We start from the raw sequence: 13,728 nt of genomic DNA, 5'->3' as shown, positions 1-13,728 counted from the left end.
AAGGGGCGGCTTTGCGCCGGTCCGGCTTGCCTTGCCCCGCGGCAGGGGCCAACTCTGGGGCATGAACGCGCAGCCGCCCTTTCCCGTCTCCGCCGATGCCGTCCATTTCCAGCGGCCCGAACTGTCGGTGATCCTGTCGCTCTACGGACGGATGGTCGCGGCGGGGGAATGGCGCGACTACGGCATTTCCGCCCTGCGCGACGTGGCCGTCTTCTCGGTCTTTCGCCGCAGCGCCGAACAGCCGCTCTACCGGATCGAGAAGCGCCCCCGGATGGCGGCGAAACAGGGGATGTACTGCGTGATCGGCATGGACGGCCGCATCCTGAAGCGCGGCCAGGACCTGAAGACCGTGTTGCGGGTGCTGGAGCGCAAGCTGATCCGGCCCGTGGACTGACTGCGCGGTCAGGGCCTGCGGCGCATCTCGATCTCGCCCGCGCCGGTGCCCGTGGCCTCCGCGTTGGTGGCGATGCGGGCCCGGGCCTCGGCCAGCGGCTCATAGGCGACGGCCATGTGGTGCGCGTTGGCGTGGAGCAGCATCTCGGCGTCGGACATCATCCCGACGTGGCCGCGCCAGAAGATCAGGTCGCCGCGCTGCAACGGCTCATTGGGGTGAAGCTCCCGCCCCAGGGCGCGCTGCTGGTCGCTGTCGCGGGGACAGTCCATGCCGCAGGCGACCAGCGCCTGTTGCACCAGGCCGGAACAGTCGATGCCCCACCGCGAACATCCGCCCCAGAGATAGGGCGTGCCGAGGAACATGTCGGCCACGCCCACCGTGTCCGAGAACCGCGCCCGCAGCGGTTGCAGGTGGCCCGTCGGGATGTAGTGCCCGGTCGAGATCCGCTGGAAGTCGCCCAGGTCGCCGGTCACGCGGACATGGCTGCCGAAGAAGATCGCAACCTCGGGCGGGGCCTTCAGCCGCGCCTTGGGATAAAGATGCGTGGCGGGTGCCGCGACCCAATGCGTCGCCGCCTCCTGCCGGGTGAGGGCGCCGGCGATGACATAGCCGCAGTATCCGTCGCGCAGCGCCTGCCCGAAGGCGAAGCCGTCGCGTTCGTCGATCACGCGGAAGGCCTCGCCGAACAGAAGCTGGCTGGCCCGGTCGCCGCGCGGCGCGTCGCCCAGGTTGACCAGGGGCTGCTGCACCGTGCGGATCGTGCCCTTGACGTAGCGCGTGGCCTCGATCACGCCGCGCAGCTCATGCGCGGCAGCATGGCCGTTGGCGGGCGTCATGCGCGGATCGAAGCCGGAGGGATGCACGCTCATGCGTCGAGGATCCCCGGCAGCGCGTCGAAGATGGCCCGCGCCCCCATGCCCACGCCGCCCTTGGGGCGGGCGGGGGCGGCGGTCGGATTCCAGCCGTAGATGTCGAAATGGGCGAAGCGCGGCGTGTCCCGCACGAAGCGGTCGAGAAACAGCGCCGCCGTGATGCTGCCCGCGAAGCCGCCCAAGGGCGCGTTGTCGAGGTCCGCGATCCCCGGTTCGATCATCGTCTCGTAGGGGCGGTGGAACGGCATCCGCCAGAGGGGGTCGCGGACCCGCGCGCCCGCATGCATCAGCGCCATCGCCAGCGCGTCGTCGTCGGCGTAGAAGGGCGACAGGTCCGGCCCCACCGCCACCCGCGCCGCGCCCGTCAACGTGGCCATGCAGATCATCAGGTCGGGCGGCGTCTCGTCGGCCAGGGCCAGCGCATCGGCCAGCACCAGCCGGCCTTCGGCATCGGTGTTGTTGATCTCGACCGTCAGGCCGTTTCGCGCGGTCAGGATGTCGCCGGGGCGGAAAGCGTTGCCCGCGACGGCGTTCTCCACCGCCGGGATCAGGACGCGCAGGCGGATCGGACGCGCCGTCGCCATGACCATATGCGCGAGGCCCAGCACCGTGGCCGCCCCGCCCATGTCCTTCTTCATCAATCCCATCGACGCGGCAGGCTTGAGGTTCAGCCCGCCGGTGTCGAAGCAGACGCCCTTGCCCACCAGCGTCACCGCGGGGCCGTCCTCCGCCCCCGGTCCCGTCCAGGTCATGTCGATCAGGCGCGGCGCGCGGGTCGAGGCGCGGCCGACCGCGTGGATCATCGGCAGGTTCGCGTCGAGAAGCGCGTCGCCCGCCGTCACCTCCACCGCCGCGCCGTGCACCGTGGCGAGGTCGCGCACCGCCTTTTCCAGATCGTCCGGGCCCATGTCGGAAGCGGGCGTGTTGATGAGGTCGCGGGTCAGGAACTCGCCCGCGGCGATCGCCTCCAGCCGGGCGGCATCGACGCCGCGCGGCGCCTTGAGCATGGGCGGATCGACCGGATCGCCCGCGTAGCGCGTGAAGCGGTAGGACGAGAGGAGCCAGCCCAGCGCCGCCTCCTCGGTCTCGTTCGCCGTCAGGTCGCCGTCGAGCGCATAGGTGCCCCGGCCCAGGGCAGTTGCCGCCTTGGCCGCGAGGAACCGCCCGCGCGCCCGGTCCTTCGCGCCGCCCCAGCCCAGAAGGACGCGCGACACCGACATGTCGGGGGCGGGCAGGCGCAGCACCGATCCCGCGTCGGCGGTGAAGCCGCTTGCGGTGACCCAGTCGCGGACCGGATCGTCCTGCGCCGCCAGCCAGTCGTCGAACCCGGCCCGGGGAAGGATCTTGAGGGGGATCGCGCGGGTGTCGGGGGCGGCGAATCTGGGGGTCATGCGGGTCTCGGTCATGGGCTTCGGGGCGCGCGGCACACGATAGCGATGACAGGCCCCGCCGCAAGGGCAGGCGGCCCTGCGGGGCCGGGATCCGTCAGGCGATGGTGTCCGCGGGCGCGCAGACCATGGCCCAGCCGTCGGGCGTGCCGGGCCGGCCCAGGCGGACCAGCCGTGCGGCGCAGGCCACGGCGGCGGTCGCGTCGCCCCGGTCGAGACAGTCGAGCACGGCCCGCGACGCCCGGTCCATCGTGACCATCCCGATGCTGGCCGCCAGCATGTTCACGTCGGTGCAACTGCGGCGCAGCCCGTCGCCGTCGCGCGCGGCGACCTGGGCGCGCAGGGTGGGGACCAGCGTCTCGATCTCTGTCAGGACGAAGGCGATGAAGGTCTCGGCCCGGTGGCCATGGCTGTCGCAGACGGCGGCCAGCCGCGCGCGGTCGAAGGTCATCGTTTCCTGCGGGTGCAGCGTGGCGATCTGCTGGGTCATCGTCGTCGTCCTTTGGTTTCGCGGCCTCGGCGTCCGAAGCCCTGGATGGTCGACGAAGCGGGCGAAACCGGGGCAGCCATCCGACGAGGCGGCGCAGAAATCGCTCGAATTTCGCTCAAGAACGGGGTTAGAAGCGCCTCAGCCCGAAGGAGACAGCCCATGCGCAAGACCCAGCCCCTTCCCGGATCGCTCATCCAACGGTATCACGGCTGGAAGGCGACCACATTCGCCGAAAACGCCGCCTGGTATCGGCGCCTCGCCCTCGACGGGCAGCGGCCGCGCGCCATGGTCATCAGCTGTTGCGACAGCCGCGTCCACGTCACCTCGATCTTCGGGGCCGAGCAGGGCGAGTTCTTCATCCACCGCAACATCGCCAACCTCGTCCCCCCCTGCGAACCCGACGGCCTGCGCCACGGCACCTCGGCGGCCGTCGAATATGCCGTCACCTCGCTCAAGGTGTCGCAGATCATGATCCTCGGCCATTCCCAATGCGGCGGCGTTCAGGGCTGCGAGGCCATGTGCTCGGGCCATGCGCCGGAACTGGAAAAGCCCGAGAGCTTCGTGGGCCGCTGGATGGACCTGCTGCGCCCCGGCTGGGAGGAGGTGCGCGACATCGCCGACGACGCCGAACGGCTGGAGGCGCTGGAGAAGCGCGCCGTGCTGACCTCGCTCGACAACCTGATGACCTTCCCCTTCGTGAAGTCCGCCGTCGAGGCCGGCGACCTGGCGCTGCATGGGCTATGGAACGACATCGTCGCGGGCACGCTCGAATCCTACGACGCGCAGAGCGACAGGTTCGTGGTGATCTGATCTTGCAAGGCGGGCCGGGTCGCGATAATTGAACAGGTGTTCAATTAACGCATGGCCCCCCGATTGACGTCCTCGACCTTGCCCTGGGCAACCTCCTGTCGCCCATCATCCTGTCCTTCGCCCTGGGCCTCGGCGCCGCGCTGGCGCGATCGGACCTGTCCATCCCCGAAGCCGTGGCCAAGGGGATGTCGATCTATCTTCTGTTCGCCATCGGCTTCAAGGGCGGGGTCGCCGTGGATGCGGCGGGGCCGGGGGGCACGCTGGCACTGGCGCTGCTGGCCGGGGTGGTCCTGTCCTTCGCCCTGCCGGTCGTGGCTTTCGCGCTCCTCCGGGCGATGACGCGGCTCTCGCCGCTCGATGCGGCGGCGGTGGCCGCGCATTATGGCTCGATCTCCATCGTGACCTTCGTGGCGGGCACCTCGGTCCTCGACGCCGCGGGCATCGCCTTCGATGGCTGGATGGTCGCCGTCGCCGCCGCGATGGAGGCTCCCGCGATCCTCTCGGCGCTCTGGCTCGTGGCGCGGTCGGGCACCGGGCGGCCGATCGACGGCGAGCTCTGGCGCGACATCCTGCTCAACGGGTCCATCGTCCTTCTGGTGGGCAGCTTCGCCATCGGCTGGATCACCGGGCAGCCGGGGCTCGACCGGATCGCGTCCTTCATCGTCGCGCCGTTCCAGGGGGTGCTCTGCCTGTTCCTGCTCGACATGGGTCTGGTGGCGGGGCGGGGGCTGCGGACGGCGGGGGGCATCCTGCGGCCCGGCCTTCTGGCCTTCGGCATCCTCATGCCGCTGGTCGGGGCGGCGGCGGGGGCCGCGACGGGCGCGCTTCTGGGGCTGGGCACCGGCAGCGGGATGCTGTTCATGGTGCTGGGCGCCTCGGCCAGCTATATCGCCGTGCCCGCCGCGATGCGGGTGGCGCTGCCCGATGCGAACCCGTCGATCTATCTCACCCTGTCGCTGGGGGTGACGTTTCCCTTCAACCTGACGCTGGGCCTGCCGCTCTACCTGGCCGTGTCCCGCATGATCGCCGGAGGCTGAGCCGATGCAGACCCACCCCGCCAAGCGCGTCGAGATCGTGATCGAGGAGGTCATGCAGCGCCGCCTGACCGATACCCTGCTCAAGGCGGGCGTCACCGGCTTCACCGTGCTGCCGGTGCGCGGCGGGTCCGGCCGGTCGGGCCTCTGGTCGCGGGCGGGGCAGGTGGGGCGCGCGGGGGGCATGGTCGCGGTCATGTGCATCGTGCGCGCCGACCGGCTGGATGCCCTGCTCGAGGCCGCCTTCGCCGTGGTCGAGACGCATATCGGGCTCGTCTCCGTCACCGATTGCGACGTCGTCCGCGCCGACCGGTTCTGACCGGGCGGCCGGAACGGTCCGCATGCATCGGGGTTATGGGTCGGGAACCGCCCGGAGGATGCCCCATGCCCGACCTTCCCCACGACCGCTGGCCCGATTCCACCCTGCCACTGCTCCACGACCCCTATCGCTATATCCCCCGACGGGCGCGGGCGATGCGGACGCAGGCGTTCCGGATGCGCCTCATGGGCAGCCCGGCCTGCGCCCTGACCGGGCGTCGTGCGGCCCGGATGTTCTATGACACCGACCGTTTCACGCGCGAAGGCGCGGTGCCGCGCGCGGTTGGCGGCATCCTGTTCGGGCCGAAAGGCGTGATACAGGGCACCGACGGGGCCGAACATCTGCATCGCAAGAAGCAGGGGATGGACCTCATGGCGCACGGCGCGCCTGACGATCTGGCGCGGCGGTTCCGGCAGGAACTCGACGCGGCGCTGCCGCGCTGGGCCGCAGCCGGCACCGTGGACCTGTTCCCCGAGATGTGCCGCATCCTGACCGTCGTGGCCTGCGGCTGGAACGGCGTGCCCCTGCCGCCCGGGGATCTGGACGACCGGACGCGGATCCTGACCGACATGTTCAACCAGGCGGGCGAGATGTCGCCCGCCAGCCGCATCCGCGCCATGCGCGCGCGCCACGGCGGGCAGAAGTGGATCGGCGGGCTGATCGACGACATCCGCAAGGGCCGCGCCGACCTGCCGCCCGAGGCGCCGGTGGTGCGCGCGGCGGGCTGGACCCACGCCGACGGCATGCCCCTGCCGCTCGATGTCGTGGCGGGCGACTTCCTGTCGTTCCTGCGGCCCATCGTCGCCAACGCGGCCTGGGTCGTGTTCCTCGCCCATGCGCTCCACGTCCACCCCACGGCGGCGGAGAGCATCACGGGCGACCCCGACCGCCGCGACGCCTTCGTGCGCGAGGTGCGCCGCCTCTACCCGTTCTTTCCCGTCGTGGCCGCCATCGCGGGCGAGGGGGTGGAGTGGGACGGGGCACCAATAGCCCCCGGCACGCGCTGCGTCCTGTCGCTCTACGGCACGAACCGCGACCCTTCCGTCTGGGACTCGCCCGACGACTTCCGCCCCGACCGGCACCTCGGCCGCGAGGTCGGGCCTTTCGACATGATCCCGCAGGGTGGCGGCGACTTCCTGGCCAACCATCGCTGTGCCGGCGAATGGGTCAGCGTGGCGCAGATGCGGGCGGCGGCCGACTGGCTGACCGGGGCCGTCCGCTACCGGGTGGCGACGCCGGATGCGCGTCTCGACATGACGGCGCTTCCGGCGCTTCCCAAGGGGGGCTTCCGCCTGTGCGACCTGCGCCCGGCCTGAGCGTCAGGGATACCACTGGAGCTGCTGCCCCTCCGGCCATTCCATGCGGATGTCGAGCCGCACCTCGGCCTCCTCGCCGCCCGCCACGTCCAGCGTCCATTGCGCCACGCCCCGCTTTTCGTCGAGGTCGCGCCGGTCGGGTTCGGGCGCGGCGTCGAGCGTGATCTCCAGGTCCTGCTGCTCCGAGAAGGGCAGGGCGAAGATCGTCTCGACGACCTCGGGCGCATCCGACAGGTTGCGGACGCGGAACACCAGATCCTGCTGCCGCGTGCCCGAGGTGACGAAGATGCCGCGATCCCCGGTGGTGTTGTCGAGCCTGCGGTATTCGAGGCGCAGATGCTCCTGCGGACCGAAGGACAACTCCGCCTCGTCGCCCGCGGGCACCTGCGGCAGCATGGTCTCGCCCATCAGCGCCCCGTCGCGAAACGTCTGCATCGGACCGGAGAGGAGCGGCTCGCCCGTGTCGTTCGTCACCTCGGCCATCAGGAACGCCGTCTCGTCCCGGCGCGGCACCGCGCGGTTGAAGACGCGCGCGTCGAGGTCCAGCGTGTCGAGCGTCAGCGTCACCTCCGCCCCGCCCGCGGGCAGGCTGATCGGCTCGGGCCAGGAATAGGTGACGACCGGGCCGTCCAGGTTCGCCTGCGCCAGGACCGTGGGCGCGAAGGCCGTATCGGCCGCGACGGCCATCTCCGGCGCGCTCCGCAGCAGGGCGCCGGCGGGCGCGTCCCGTTCCTTCGGATCGGGCGGCGGGACGATGGTCGCCTGATCGGGATAGACCTCGGACGGGCCGGACTGGCCTGCGGGCGAAGCGGTGCTCAGCGTCAGGTCGATGTCCTCCAGCGCCAGCCCGCTCGACTGATACATCCTGATGTTGCGGCGCAGCGACAGGGCCTCGTCCTCCAGCATCGCGTCATAGGCGACGCTCCAGCCCGCCTCGGGCACCTGATCCTCCAGCGTCAGCGCGACCTCGCCCGCGGTGGCCGCCGTCACGGTCACGGCCAGCATGTCCACGGGGCCGAGTTGGGCGGCAGTCGCCTCGAAATCGCGCTCCGCCTGTGCGACGACCCGCGCGGCCTCCTCGACCTCGCGCACGGCATCGCGCGTCGCGGCGCGCGCCTCGGCCAGCGCGCCCTGCGCTTGCACCACGCCCTCCGCCACGGAACCCGCCGTCGCGATCACGGCCTCGGCGTCCAGCCCGGCCAGTTGCGCGCCCGACACCGATTTCAGGAAGGCCATCCGCGCCTCCGCCGCCTCCAGCGCGGCCGAGGCCGCGATCCGGGCATCCTCGGCCCTGGCCTGCGCTTCCCGCGCGTCGAGGAGGGCCTCGTGCGCCGCGGCCTGGGCGGGCGTGAACAGGCGCCGGCCGTCGATCACGCCGCGCGCCATCACCTGCGTCGCCCCCAGCGCCGCGCCTTCCACCGCGATGCGGGGCATCCGGCCGTTCGTCATGGGCACCATCAGGCGGTGCGTCCCCTGCGGCACCTGCACGGAGGCGGCGCGCGTGACGGTCGCGCCCTGCGGGTAGATCACCGCCCCGGTGGCGGGTGCGGTCAGCGTGAAATCCTCGGCCAGGCCCATGCCCGGCAGAAGACAGAGAAAGATGGCGCAGCGCATGAAAAGGCCCCCGAAGGATGATGTCCGGGGGCCACTCTGGCAACTCCGCCGGGCCCTGTCAGCCCGTATCGGATATCAACCCTTCTTCAACACCCGTGCGCCCAGCGTCTCGGCGATCTGCACCGCGTTGAGCGCCGCGCCCTTGCGCAGGTTGTCGGACACGATCCACAGGTTCAGCCCGTTTTCGATGGTGCTGTCCTGCCGGATGCGGCTGACGAAGGTGGCGAACTCTCCCACGCATTCGACGGGCGTGACATAGCCGCCGTCCTCACGCTTGTCGACGACCAGGATGCCCGGCGCCTCGCGCAGGATGTCGCGGGCCTCGTCCTCGTCGAGGAAGTCCTCGAACTCGATGTTCACGGCCTCCGAATGGCCCACGAAGACCGGCACGCGCACGCAGGTGGCCGTCACCTTGATCGCGGGATCCACGATCTTCTTGGTCTCGGCGACCATCTTCCATTCCTCGCGGGTGTCGCCGGAGTCCATGAAGCTGTCGATATGGGGGATCACGTTGAAGGCGATCTGCTTGGGATAGACCTTCGGCTCCCGCTCCTGACCCGGCACGTACATGCCCTTGGTCTGGTCCCACAGCTCGTCGATGGCCTCCTTGCCGGTGCCCGAGACGGATTGATAGGTGCTGACCACGACCCGCTTGATCCGCGCCCGGTCGTGCAGCGGTTTCAACACCACGACCATCTGCGCGGTGGAGCAGTTGGGGTTGGCGATGATGTTCTTCTTGGCATAGTCCTCGACCGCCTCGGGGTTCACTTCGGGAACCACCAGCGGCACGTCCGGGTCGTAGCGGTAGAGCGACGAATTGTCGATCACGATGCAGCCCGCCTTCGCGGCCATGGGCGCGAACTTCTTCGTGGCCTCCGACCCCACGGCGAAGAAGGCGATGTCCCAACCGGTGAAGTCGAACTGCTCCAGGTCCTTGGTCTTCAGGGTCTTGTCGCCGAAGCTCACCTCGGTTCCCATCGACTTGCGCGACGCGAGCGCCGCGATCTCGTCCACGGGGAACTGACGCTCGGCCAGGATGTTCAGCATTTCGCGGCCCACGTTCCCCGTGGCGCCGCAGACGACGACCTTGTAACCCATCGAAACCTCCTGAAGGGGACGCGCCGGGGGTATACCGCGCGGCCCGTGGGGTAAAGGCCGCGCCCCGTCAGTCCGTGGAATCGGGCGCGAAGGCATAGATCGCGCAGCCCGCCACCAGGATCAGCGCGAAGACCCCGAAGATCGCCCGGAACCCTGCCTCCCCCCCGCCTGCCGCATCGAACAGCGGTGCGGTGGCGAACTGCATGATCCCCACGCCGCCGATCGAGAACAGGTTGAGCAGCGTCACCCCCCGCCCCACCGATCCGGGCGGCAGGAACGCGCGCCCGTGCGCCATGCACATCGCATAGGACGCGCCGAGGAACCCCACCGCCGCCAGCGCCGCCGTCGATACGACAAGCCCGGGCAGCGGCACCCACCACAGGCCCGCCAGCACCGCCGCCCCTGCCAGGTTGCCGGTCAGCACCACGCCCTTGCGCGTGCCGAAGATCCGGTCGAGCGGCGCATAGGCGAAATTGCCCGCGATCATCGCCAAGCCCATGACAAGCGTGACCATCCCCACATGCGCGGGCCCGTACCCCTGCGCGACGTAAGGCCCGGCCCAGAGGCCCCGCAGCCCCGCGGCCGGCGCGTAGTTCACCAGCATCATCGGCAGCACCAGCCAGAGCGCCGGCACCCGCAGCACGTCCAGAAGCGACCCCCGCCGCCCGCCGCCCTGCACCCCCGGATCGCGCACCAGCACGAGGCAGCCCGCCGCCGTGGCCAGCGTCACCCCCGCCAACGCCTGCATCGCACCGCGCCAGCCAAGCACCTCGGCCGCCCAGCCCAGGGGCACCGACGCGGCGATGTTGCCCAGACTGCCCACCCCGACCATCGCCCCGGCCAGCGTGGCGAAGATTGCAGGGCGGACGCCGTAGGCCAGGATCACATAGCCCGCCATCAGCACCGGCGCGCAGCCTGCCCCGATCAGCGCCATGGCAAGGTCCACGTGCCAGGCCGCGCCCGCGACCGACAGCAGCGCCGCGCCGCCCCCGCCCGCCGCCCCCAGCAGGACACCGGCCGTCCACCGCGGCCCCACCCGGTCGAGCGCCCAGCCCACCGGCAACTGCATCGCCGCGAACGACAGGAACCAGATGCCCGAGGCCCGGCCCAGGTCGGCCGCCGTCAGCCCCAGGTCGGCGGTCAGGTCCGGCGCCAGCACCGCGAGGAACGCGCGGTAGAACTGCGACAGCACATAAGCCAGTGTCAGGACGGCGATCCCCGGTCCCATCGCGCGCCCCTCCCGCCATGTCTCGGCCGCCACATTGCCCGTTCGCCCCGGCGCCGCAAGCGCGACCTGCGCGTTCAGGGTTGCAGCGCCCGCGACCGCATCGCCCTGTAGAACGGCATCGCCGCGGCCAGCAGGTCGGGGCGGTCCACCTCGGGCAGCGGCCCCTCCGGCCCGGCGAACCCGGTCGACCGGTGGACGGCCCCGTACCAATGCGCGGCCCAGACGCCGTCGGCGGCGTGCCCGCCCGCGGGCCAGCGCAGCATCGCAGGGTCATAGGCCACCCCCGCCTCGGCACAGAGCCGCGCCAGCATCCGCGGCGGATCGGCCCGCAGATCGCCCGTGTCCAGCACCAGTCCCCCGATCCGGTCATAGAGCGCGGCCTGCGCGGCGAACCCGATGTCGGCCTCCGTCGCCTCCGCGCGCTTGGCGCCGTAGCTCGCGATCACGCGGGCCGGATGGCGGATCAGGTGCAGATGCACGGCCCCCTCCGCCCAGCCCATGGGAAACCCCGGCAGCATGTGATGCGCCATGTGCTTCTGATAGGAATGGACCTTCGGCGGCGCCGCACAGATCGCCGCCACCTCCTCCGGGTCCGTCGGCTGATCCGCCAGCACAGCGTCGCGCATCGGATGATCCGCCCCGCTCGCCTTGAGGAAGGCCGCGTAGAACGGCTCGTCCAGCACCTCGAAATCCGGCCGGCTGCCGAAGGCATACATCATGGCGGTGGAGAGGTTCCGGGGACCGGACCAGGCGATGAGGCGCATGGGAACTCCGTGGGTGGGGGTGGTCGGGTTCAGGTCGGACGTCGGGGCGGGATCGGTCAAGGGGGCTTATGTCACGTGACCCGATCCTGTCGCGGGCGCCGGAAGCTGCGGGCCAGGCTTCGAGGAAAGGACAGAAGGCGACAGCGTCATCAGATCCTGGGGCGCAGCTTCGGCCGCGACGAGCCCTTCACCGCGGGATCGAAACGCGCGGTGCGACTTCACCAACTCCAGAAATGTCGCTTGCGGGGCCGATCGCGAATGAACGCCCTGCTTTCCCGAGCGGGCAGATACTCGAATTGGTCATGGTCGGCCCGGCTCAACGAGAGCATCTCCGCAGTCAATCCAACCCTGTTGTGATGCCAGCCCTGTCCAAGTTCGGAAGGGTCGAAAGCGCGACCGACATATTTTTGCAGAAGATGGTCCTGATCGAGCGTGATGTAATGCCGAAGAACCTGAGGTTGCGGATATATCCTTGCATCGCCTCGCAGCCGATGCCCGGCACCGGGACGGTTGTCCAGACCCTGGCCACGACGGTAAAGACGCAAAAGCCGCTCGGGCACCGGAGCAAAATAGTAATACCGGAGAACGTCAAGATGTGCCCCGACATCGGTGCCATCGTGATCCGCTTCCGGCAGAAAGACGAACTCCTCGAAGTTGACGACGTTGCAACCCGCCTCGTCGGATAGCCCGGCAACGTCGACCAATCTGGTCCCGTCCGAACTGGCGTGATGGATTTCATCTGCATCGACATGCATGACCCACTCGTGGCGGAGGGTCTGCTCCACTTCCGCCTTTGCCTGAAGCTGATCCACGAGGGAAAACGATCCCCTGTGAGGGAGATCCCTGACGCCCAGGACGTTCCCGCCAATGTGCTTCTCGATCGTCTCGCGAGAACCGTCGGTCGATCCATTGTCGATGAAGAAGGCTTCGATACCCTCTTTCTCAAGATGCTCGACAAGTTCTTTCAGATACCTGTCTTCATTGCGGATACACACGATGGCACAGATATTGGGGGTAGCGGAACTCTTCGGCATCAGGCTTCATTTCCAGTGTCGGTCATCTCCGCGCATGTATCGGACAGGTTCTGTCGACGCGAGAGCCAGGGCACCGACTGATGCCAATCCAGATTCTATCGGTGCGACCCCACCAAACCCTTGTACAGCCCCCGCAGCCGCTCCGTCACCGGTCCCAGCTCCCCCGTGCCGATCACCCGGCCGTCGACCAGTCCCACGGGCGTCTGCGCGCCGAAGGTGCCGGTGAGGAAGGCTTCGTCGGCGCCGTAGGTATCCACGAGGGAGAAGTTGCGCTCGTGCACGGGGATGGCGTTGGCGCGGCAAAGGTCGATGATCTTCTGCCGGGTGATCCCGTTCATGCAGTAGTCGCCGGTGCTGGTCCACACCTCGCCCCGGCGCACGATGAAGAAGTTGCAGGCGTTCGTCGTGTTCACGAAGCCATGGACGTCGAGCATCAGCGCCTCGTCCGCGCCGGCCTTTTCGGCGGCGATGCAGGCCAGGATGCAGTTCAGCTTGGAGTGCGAGTTCAGCTTGGGGTCCTGCGTCATCGGCAGGCCGCGGATGTGCGGCACCGTGGCCAGCGTGACGGGGCGGGGGATGCGGGGGCGCGAATGTTCCATGATGATGACCATGGTCGGCCCCCGGTCCGACAGGCGCGGGTGCTGGAACGGCAGGCGCTTGACGCCCCGCGTCACCATCAGCCGGGCGTGGGCATCGGTGGTCATGGCGTTGGCCGCGCGCGTCTCCTCCAGCGCGGCGGCGACCTGGTCGGGCGTCATGCCGATGTCGAGGTCGATGGCCTTCGCCGCCTCGAACAGCCGCGCCAGATGCTCGTCGAGGAAGGCCCAGCCCCCGTCATAGAGCCGCAGCCCCTCCCACACCCCGTCGCCCAGCATGAAGCCGCTGTCGTAGACCGAGACCGTGGCCGCGTGGCGGGGCCGCAACTCGCCGTTCACCCAGATCAGGATGCCCGCGTTGCGCGCGTCCTCCTCGGCCTCGTGGGTGCTGATGCGTTCGTCGTCCATGCCCCGTTGGTGCCGTCACGACGGGGGGGTTTGCAAGCGCCTTCTGCCCGTCAGGTCGCCAGCGAGATCGCCGCGTTGGTCAGGATCATCCGCGCGATGATGATGCCCAGGATGAACACCAGCGGCGCGAGGTCCAGCCCCCCGGTCGCCGGCAGCACGCTGCGGATGCGCGAATAGGCCGGCTCCAGGATGCGGTTCAGCCCGTCCCAGAGCTGCGCGACGATGGGCTGGTGCAGGTTCAGCACGCCGAAGTTGATGAGCCACGACATGATGATGTGCGCGACGGCGAACCACCAGGCCACGTTCAGCAGCAGGTGCAGGATCTGGATAATCGTGAACATGGGCGTGCCTTCTTGCGGTGCG

General features: G+C 69.8%; 15 protein-coding genes. 5 read left to right on the top strand and 10 right to left on the bottom strand.

Translation table 11 applies throughout. The annotated features are described in order from the left end of the window. Window positions 1–61 precede the first annotated feature (61 nt). Window positions 62–394 (top strand): DUF2794 domain-containing protein, encoded by a 333-nt coding sequence (locus tag JAN5088_RS06285; RefSeq protein ID WP_055681966.1) that lies wholly within the window; start codon window positions 62–64, stop codon window positions 392–394. Between the two features lie 8 nt (window positions 395–402). On the opposite strand, the gene JAN5088_RS06280 is transcribed toward JAN5088_RS06285, so the two are convergent. The 3 genes from JAN5088_RS06280 to JAN5088_RS06270 all read right to left on the bottom strand — a co-directional run bounded on the left by JAN5088_RS06280 (window position 403) and on the right by JAN5088_RS06270 (window position 3,144). Beyond that, window positions 403–1,263, bottom strand: a complete 861-nt coding sequence (locus tag JAN5088_RS06280) for a C40 family peptidase (RefSeq protein ID WP_055681965.1) — start codon at window positions 1,261–1,263, stop codon at window positions 403–405. Beyond that, complete coding sequence (locus JAN5088_RS06275) at window positions 1,260–2,657, bottom strand: leucyl aminopeptidase family protein (RefSeq protein WP_055682237.1); 1,398 nt, start codon at window positions 2,655–2,657, stop codon at window positions 1,260–1,262. Before JAN5088_RS06275 ends, JAN5088_RS06280 begins: the two co-directional genes overlap by 4 nt. 94 nt (window positions 2,658–2,751) lie before the next feature. Further along, window positions 2,752–3,144 (bottom strand): hypothetical protein, encoded by a 393-nt coding sequence (locus JAN5088_RS06270; RefSeq protein WP_055681964.1) that lies wholly within the window; start codon window positions 3,142–3,144, stop codon window positions 2,752–2,754. Between the two features lie 159 nt (window positions 3,145–3,303). Between JAN5088_RS06270 and JAN5088_RS06265 the strand changes: the two genes are divergently transcribed. The 4 genes from JAN5088_RS06265 to JAN5088_RS06250 all read left to right on the top strand — a co-directional run bounded on the left by JAN5088_RS06265 (window position 3,304) and on the right by JAN5088_RS06250 (window position 6,623). Further along, window positions 3,304–3,954 carry a carbonic anhydrase gene (locus JAN5088_RS06265; RefSeq protein WP_055681963.1) on the top strand — a complete coding sequence of 217 codons (651 nt, stop codon included), beginning with the start codon at window positions 3,304–3,306 and terminating at the stop codon, window positions 3,952–3,954. 62 nt (window positions 3,955–4,016) lie between these two features. Next, on the top strand, window positions 4,017–4,991 hold the full coding sequence (locus JAN5088_RS06260) for a sodium-dependent bicarbonate transport family permease (protein WP_055681962.1): 975 nt from the start codon (window positions 4,017–4,019) through the stop codon (window positions 4,989–4,991). 4 nt (window positions 4,992–4,995) lie between these two features. Then, window positions 4,996–5,307: a DUF3240 family protein gene (locus tag JAN5088_RS06255; protein WP_055681961.1), complete on the top strand. Its 312-nt coding sequence runs from the start codon at window positions 4,996–4,998 to the stop codon at window positions 5,305–5,307. Window positions 5,308–5,372: 65 nt separating this feature from the next. Continuing rightward, window positions 5,373–6,623, top strand: a complete 1,251-nt coding sequence (locus tag JAN5088_RS06250) for a cytochrome P450 (protein ID WP_055681960.1) — start codon at window positions 5,373–5,375, stop codon at window positions 6,621–6,623. A 3-nt stretch (window positions 6,624–6,626) separates the two neighbouring features. On the opposite strand, the gene JAN5088_RS06245 is transcribed toward JAN5088_RS06250, so the two are convergent. From JAN5088_RS06245 to JAN5088_RS06210, 7 genes are all read right to left on the bottom strand, one after another. After that, window positions 6,627–8,237: a DUF4139 domain-containing protein gene (locus JAN5088_RS06245; RefSeq protein WP_055681959.1), complete on the bottom strand. Its 1,611-nt coding sequence runs from the start codon at window positions 8,235–8,237 to the stop codon at window positions 6,627–6,629. Window positions 8,238–8,312: 75 nt separating this feature from the next. After that, window positions 8,313–9,335, bottom strand: coding sequence for an aspartate-semialdehyde dehydrogenase (locus tag JAN5088_RS06240; RefSeq protein WP_055681958.1), 1,023 nt, complete (start codon window positions 9,333–9,335; stop codon window positions 8,313–8,315). A gap of 67 nt (window positions 9,336–9,402) precedes the next feature. Next, on the bottom strand, window positions 9,403–10,563 hold the full coding sequence (locus JAN5088_RS06235; RefSeq protein WP_055681957.1) for an MFS transporter: 1,161 nt from the start codon (window positions 10,561–10,563) through the stop codon (window positions 9,403–9,405). Between the two features lie 74 nt (window positions 10,564–10,637). Then, window positions 10,638–11,327 carry a sulfotransferase-like domain-containing protein gene (locus JAN5088_RS06230; RefSeq protein WP_055681956.1) on the bottom strand — a complete coding sequence of 230 codons (690 nt, stop codon included), beginning with the start codon at window positions 11,325–11,327 and terminating at the stop codon, window positions 10,638–10,640. Between the two features lie 218 nt (window positions 11,328–11,545). Continuing rightward, window positions 11,546–12,361: a glycosyltransferase family 2 protein gene (locus JAN5088_RS18190; RefSeq protein WP_074962386.1), complete on the bottom strand. Its 816-nt coding sequence runs from the start codon at window positions 12,359–12,361 to the stop codon at window positions 11,546–11,548. A 95-nt stretch (window positions 12,362–12,456) separates the two neighbouring features. Further along, window positions 12,457–13,365, bottom strand: coding sequence for an aminotransferase class IV (locus JAN5088_RS06215; RefSeq protein WP_055681953.1), 909 nt, complete (start codon window positions 13,363–13,365; stop codon window positions 12,457–12,459). A 50-nt stretch (window positions 13,366–13,415) separates the two neighbouring features. Next, complete coding sequence (locus JAN5088_RS06210) at window positions 13,416–13,706, bottom strand: YggT family protein (protein ID WP_055681952.1); 291 nt, start codon at window positions 13,704–13,706, stop codon at window positions 13,416–13,418. Between the last annotated feature and the right edge of the window lie 22 nt (window positions 13,707–13,728).

It is taken from the genome of Jannaschia rubra, from assembly GCF_001403735.1.
Classification (GTDB): Bacteria; Pseudomonadota; Alphaproteobacteria; order Rhodobacterales; family Rhodobacteraceae; genus Jannaschia; species Jannaschia rubra.
The sequence above is the reverse complement of the archived record's forward strand: the minus strand, read 5'-3'. Positions and strand labels throughout refer to the sequence as shown.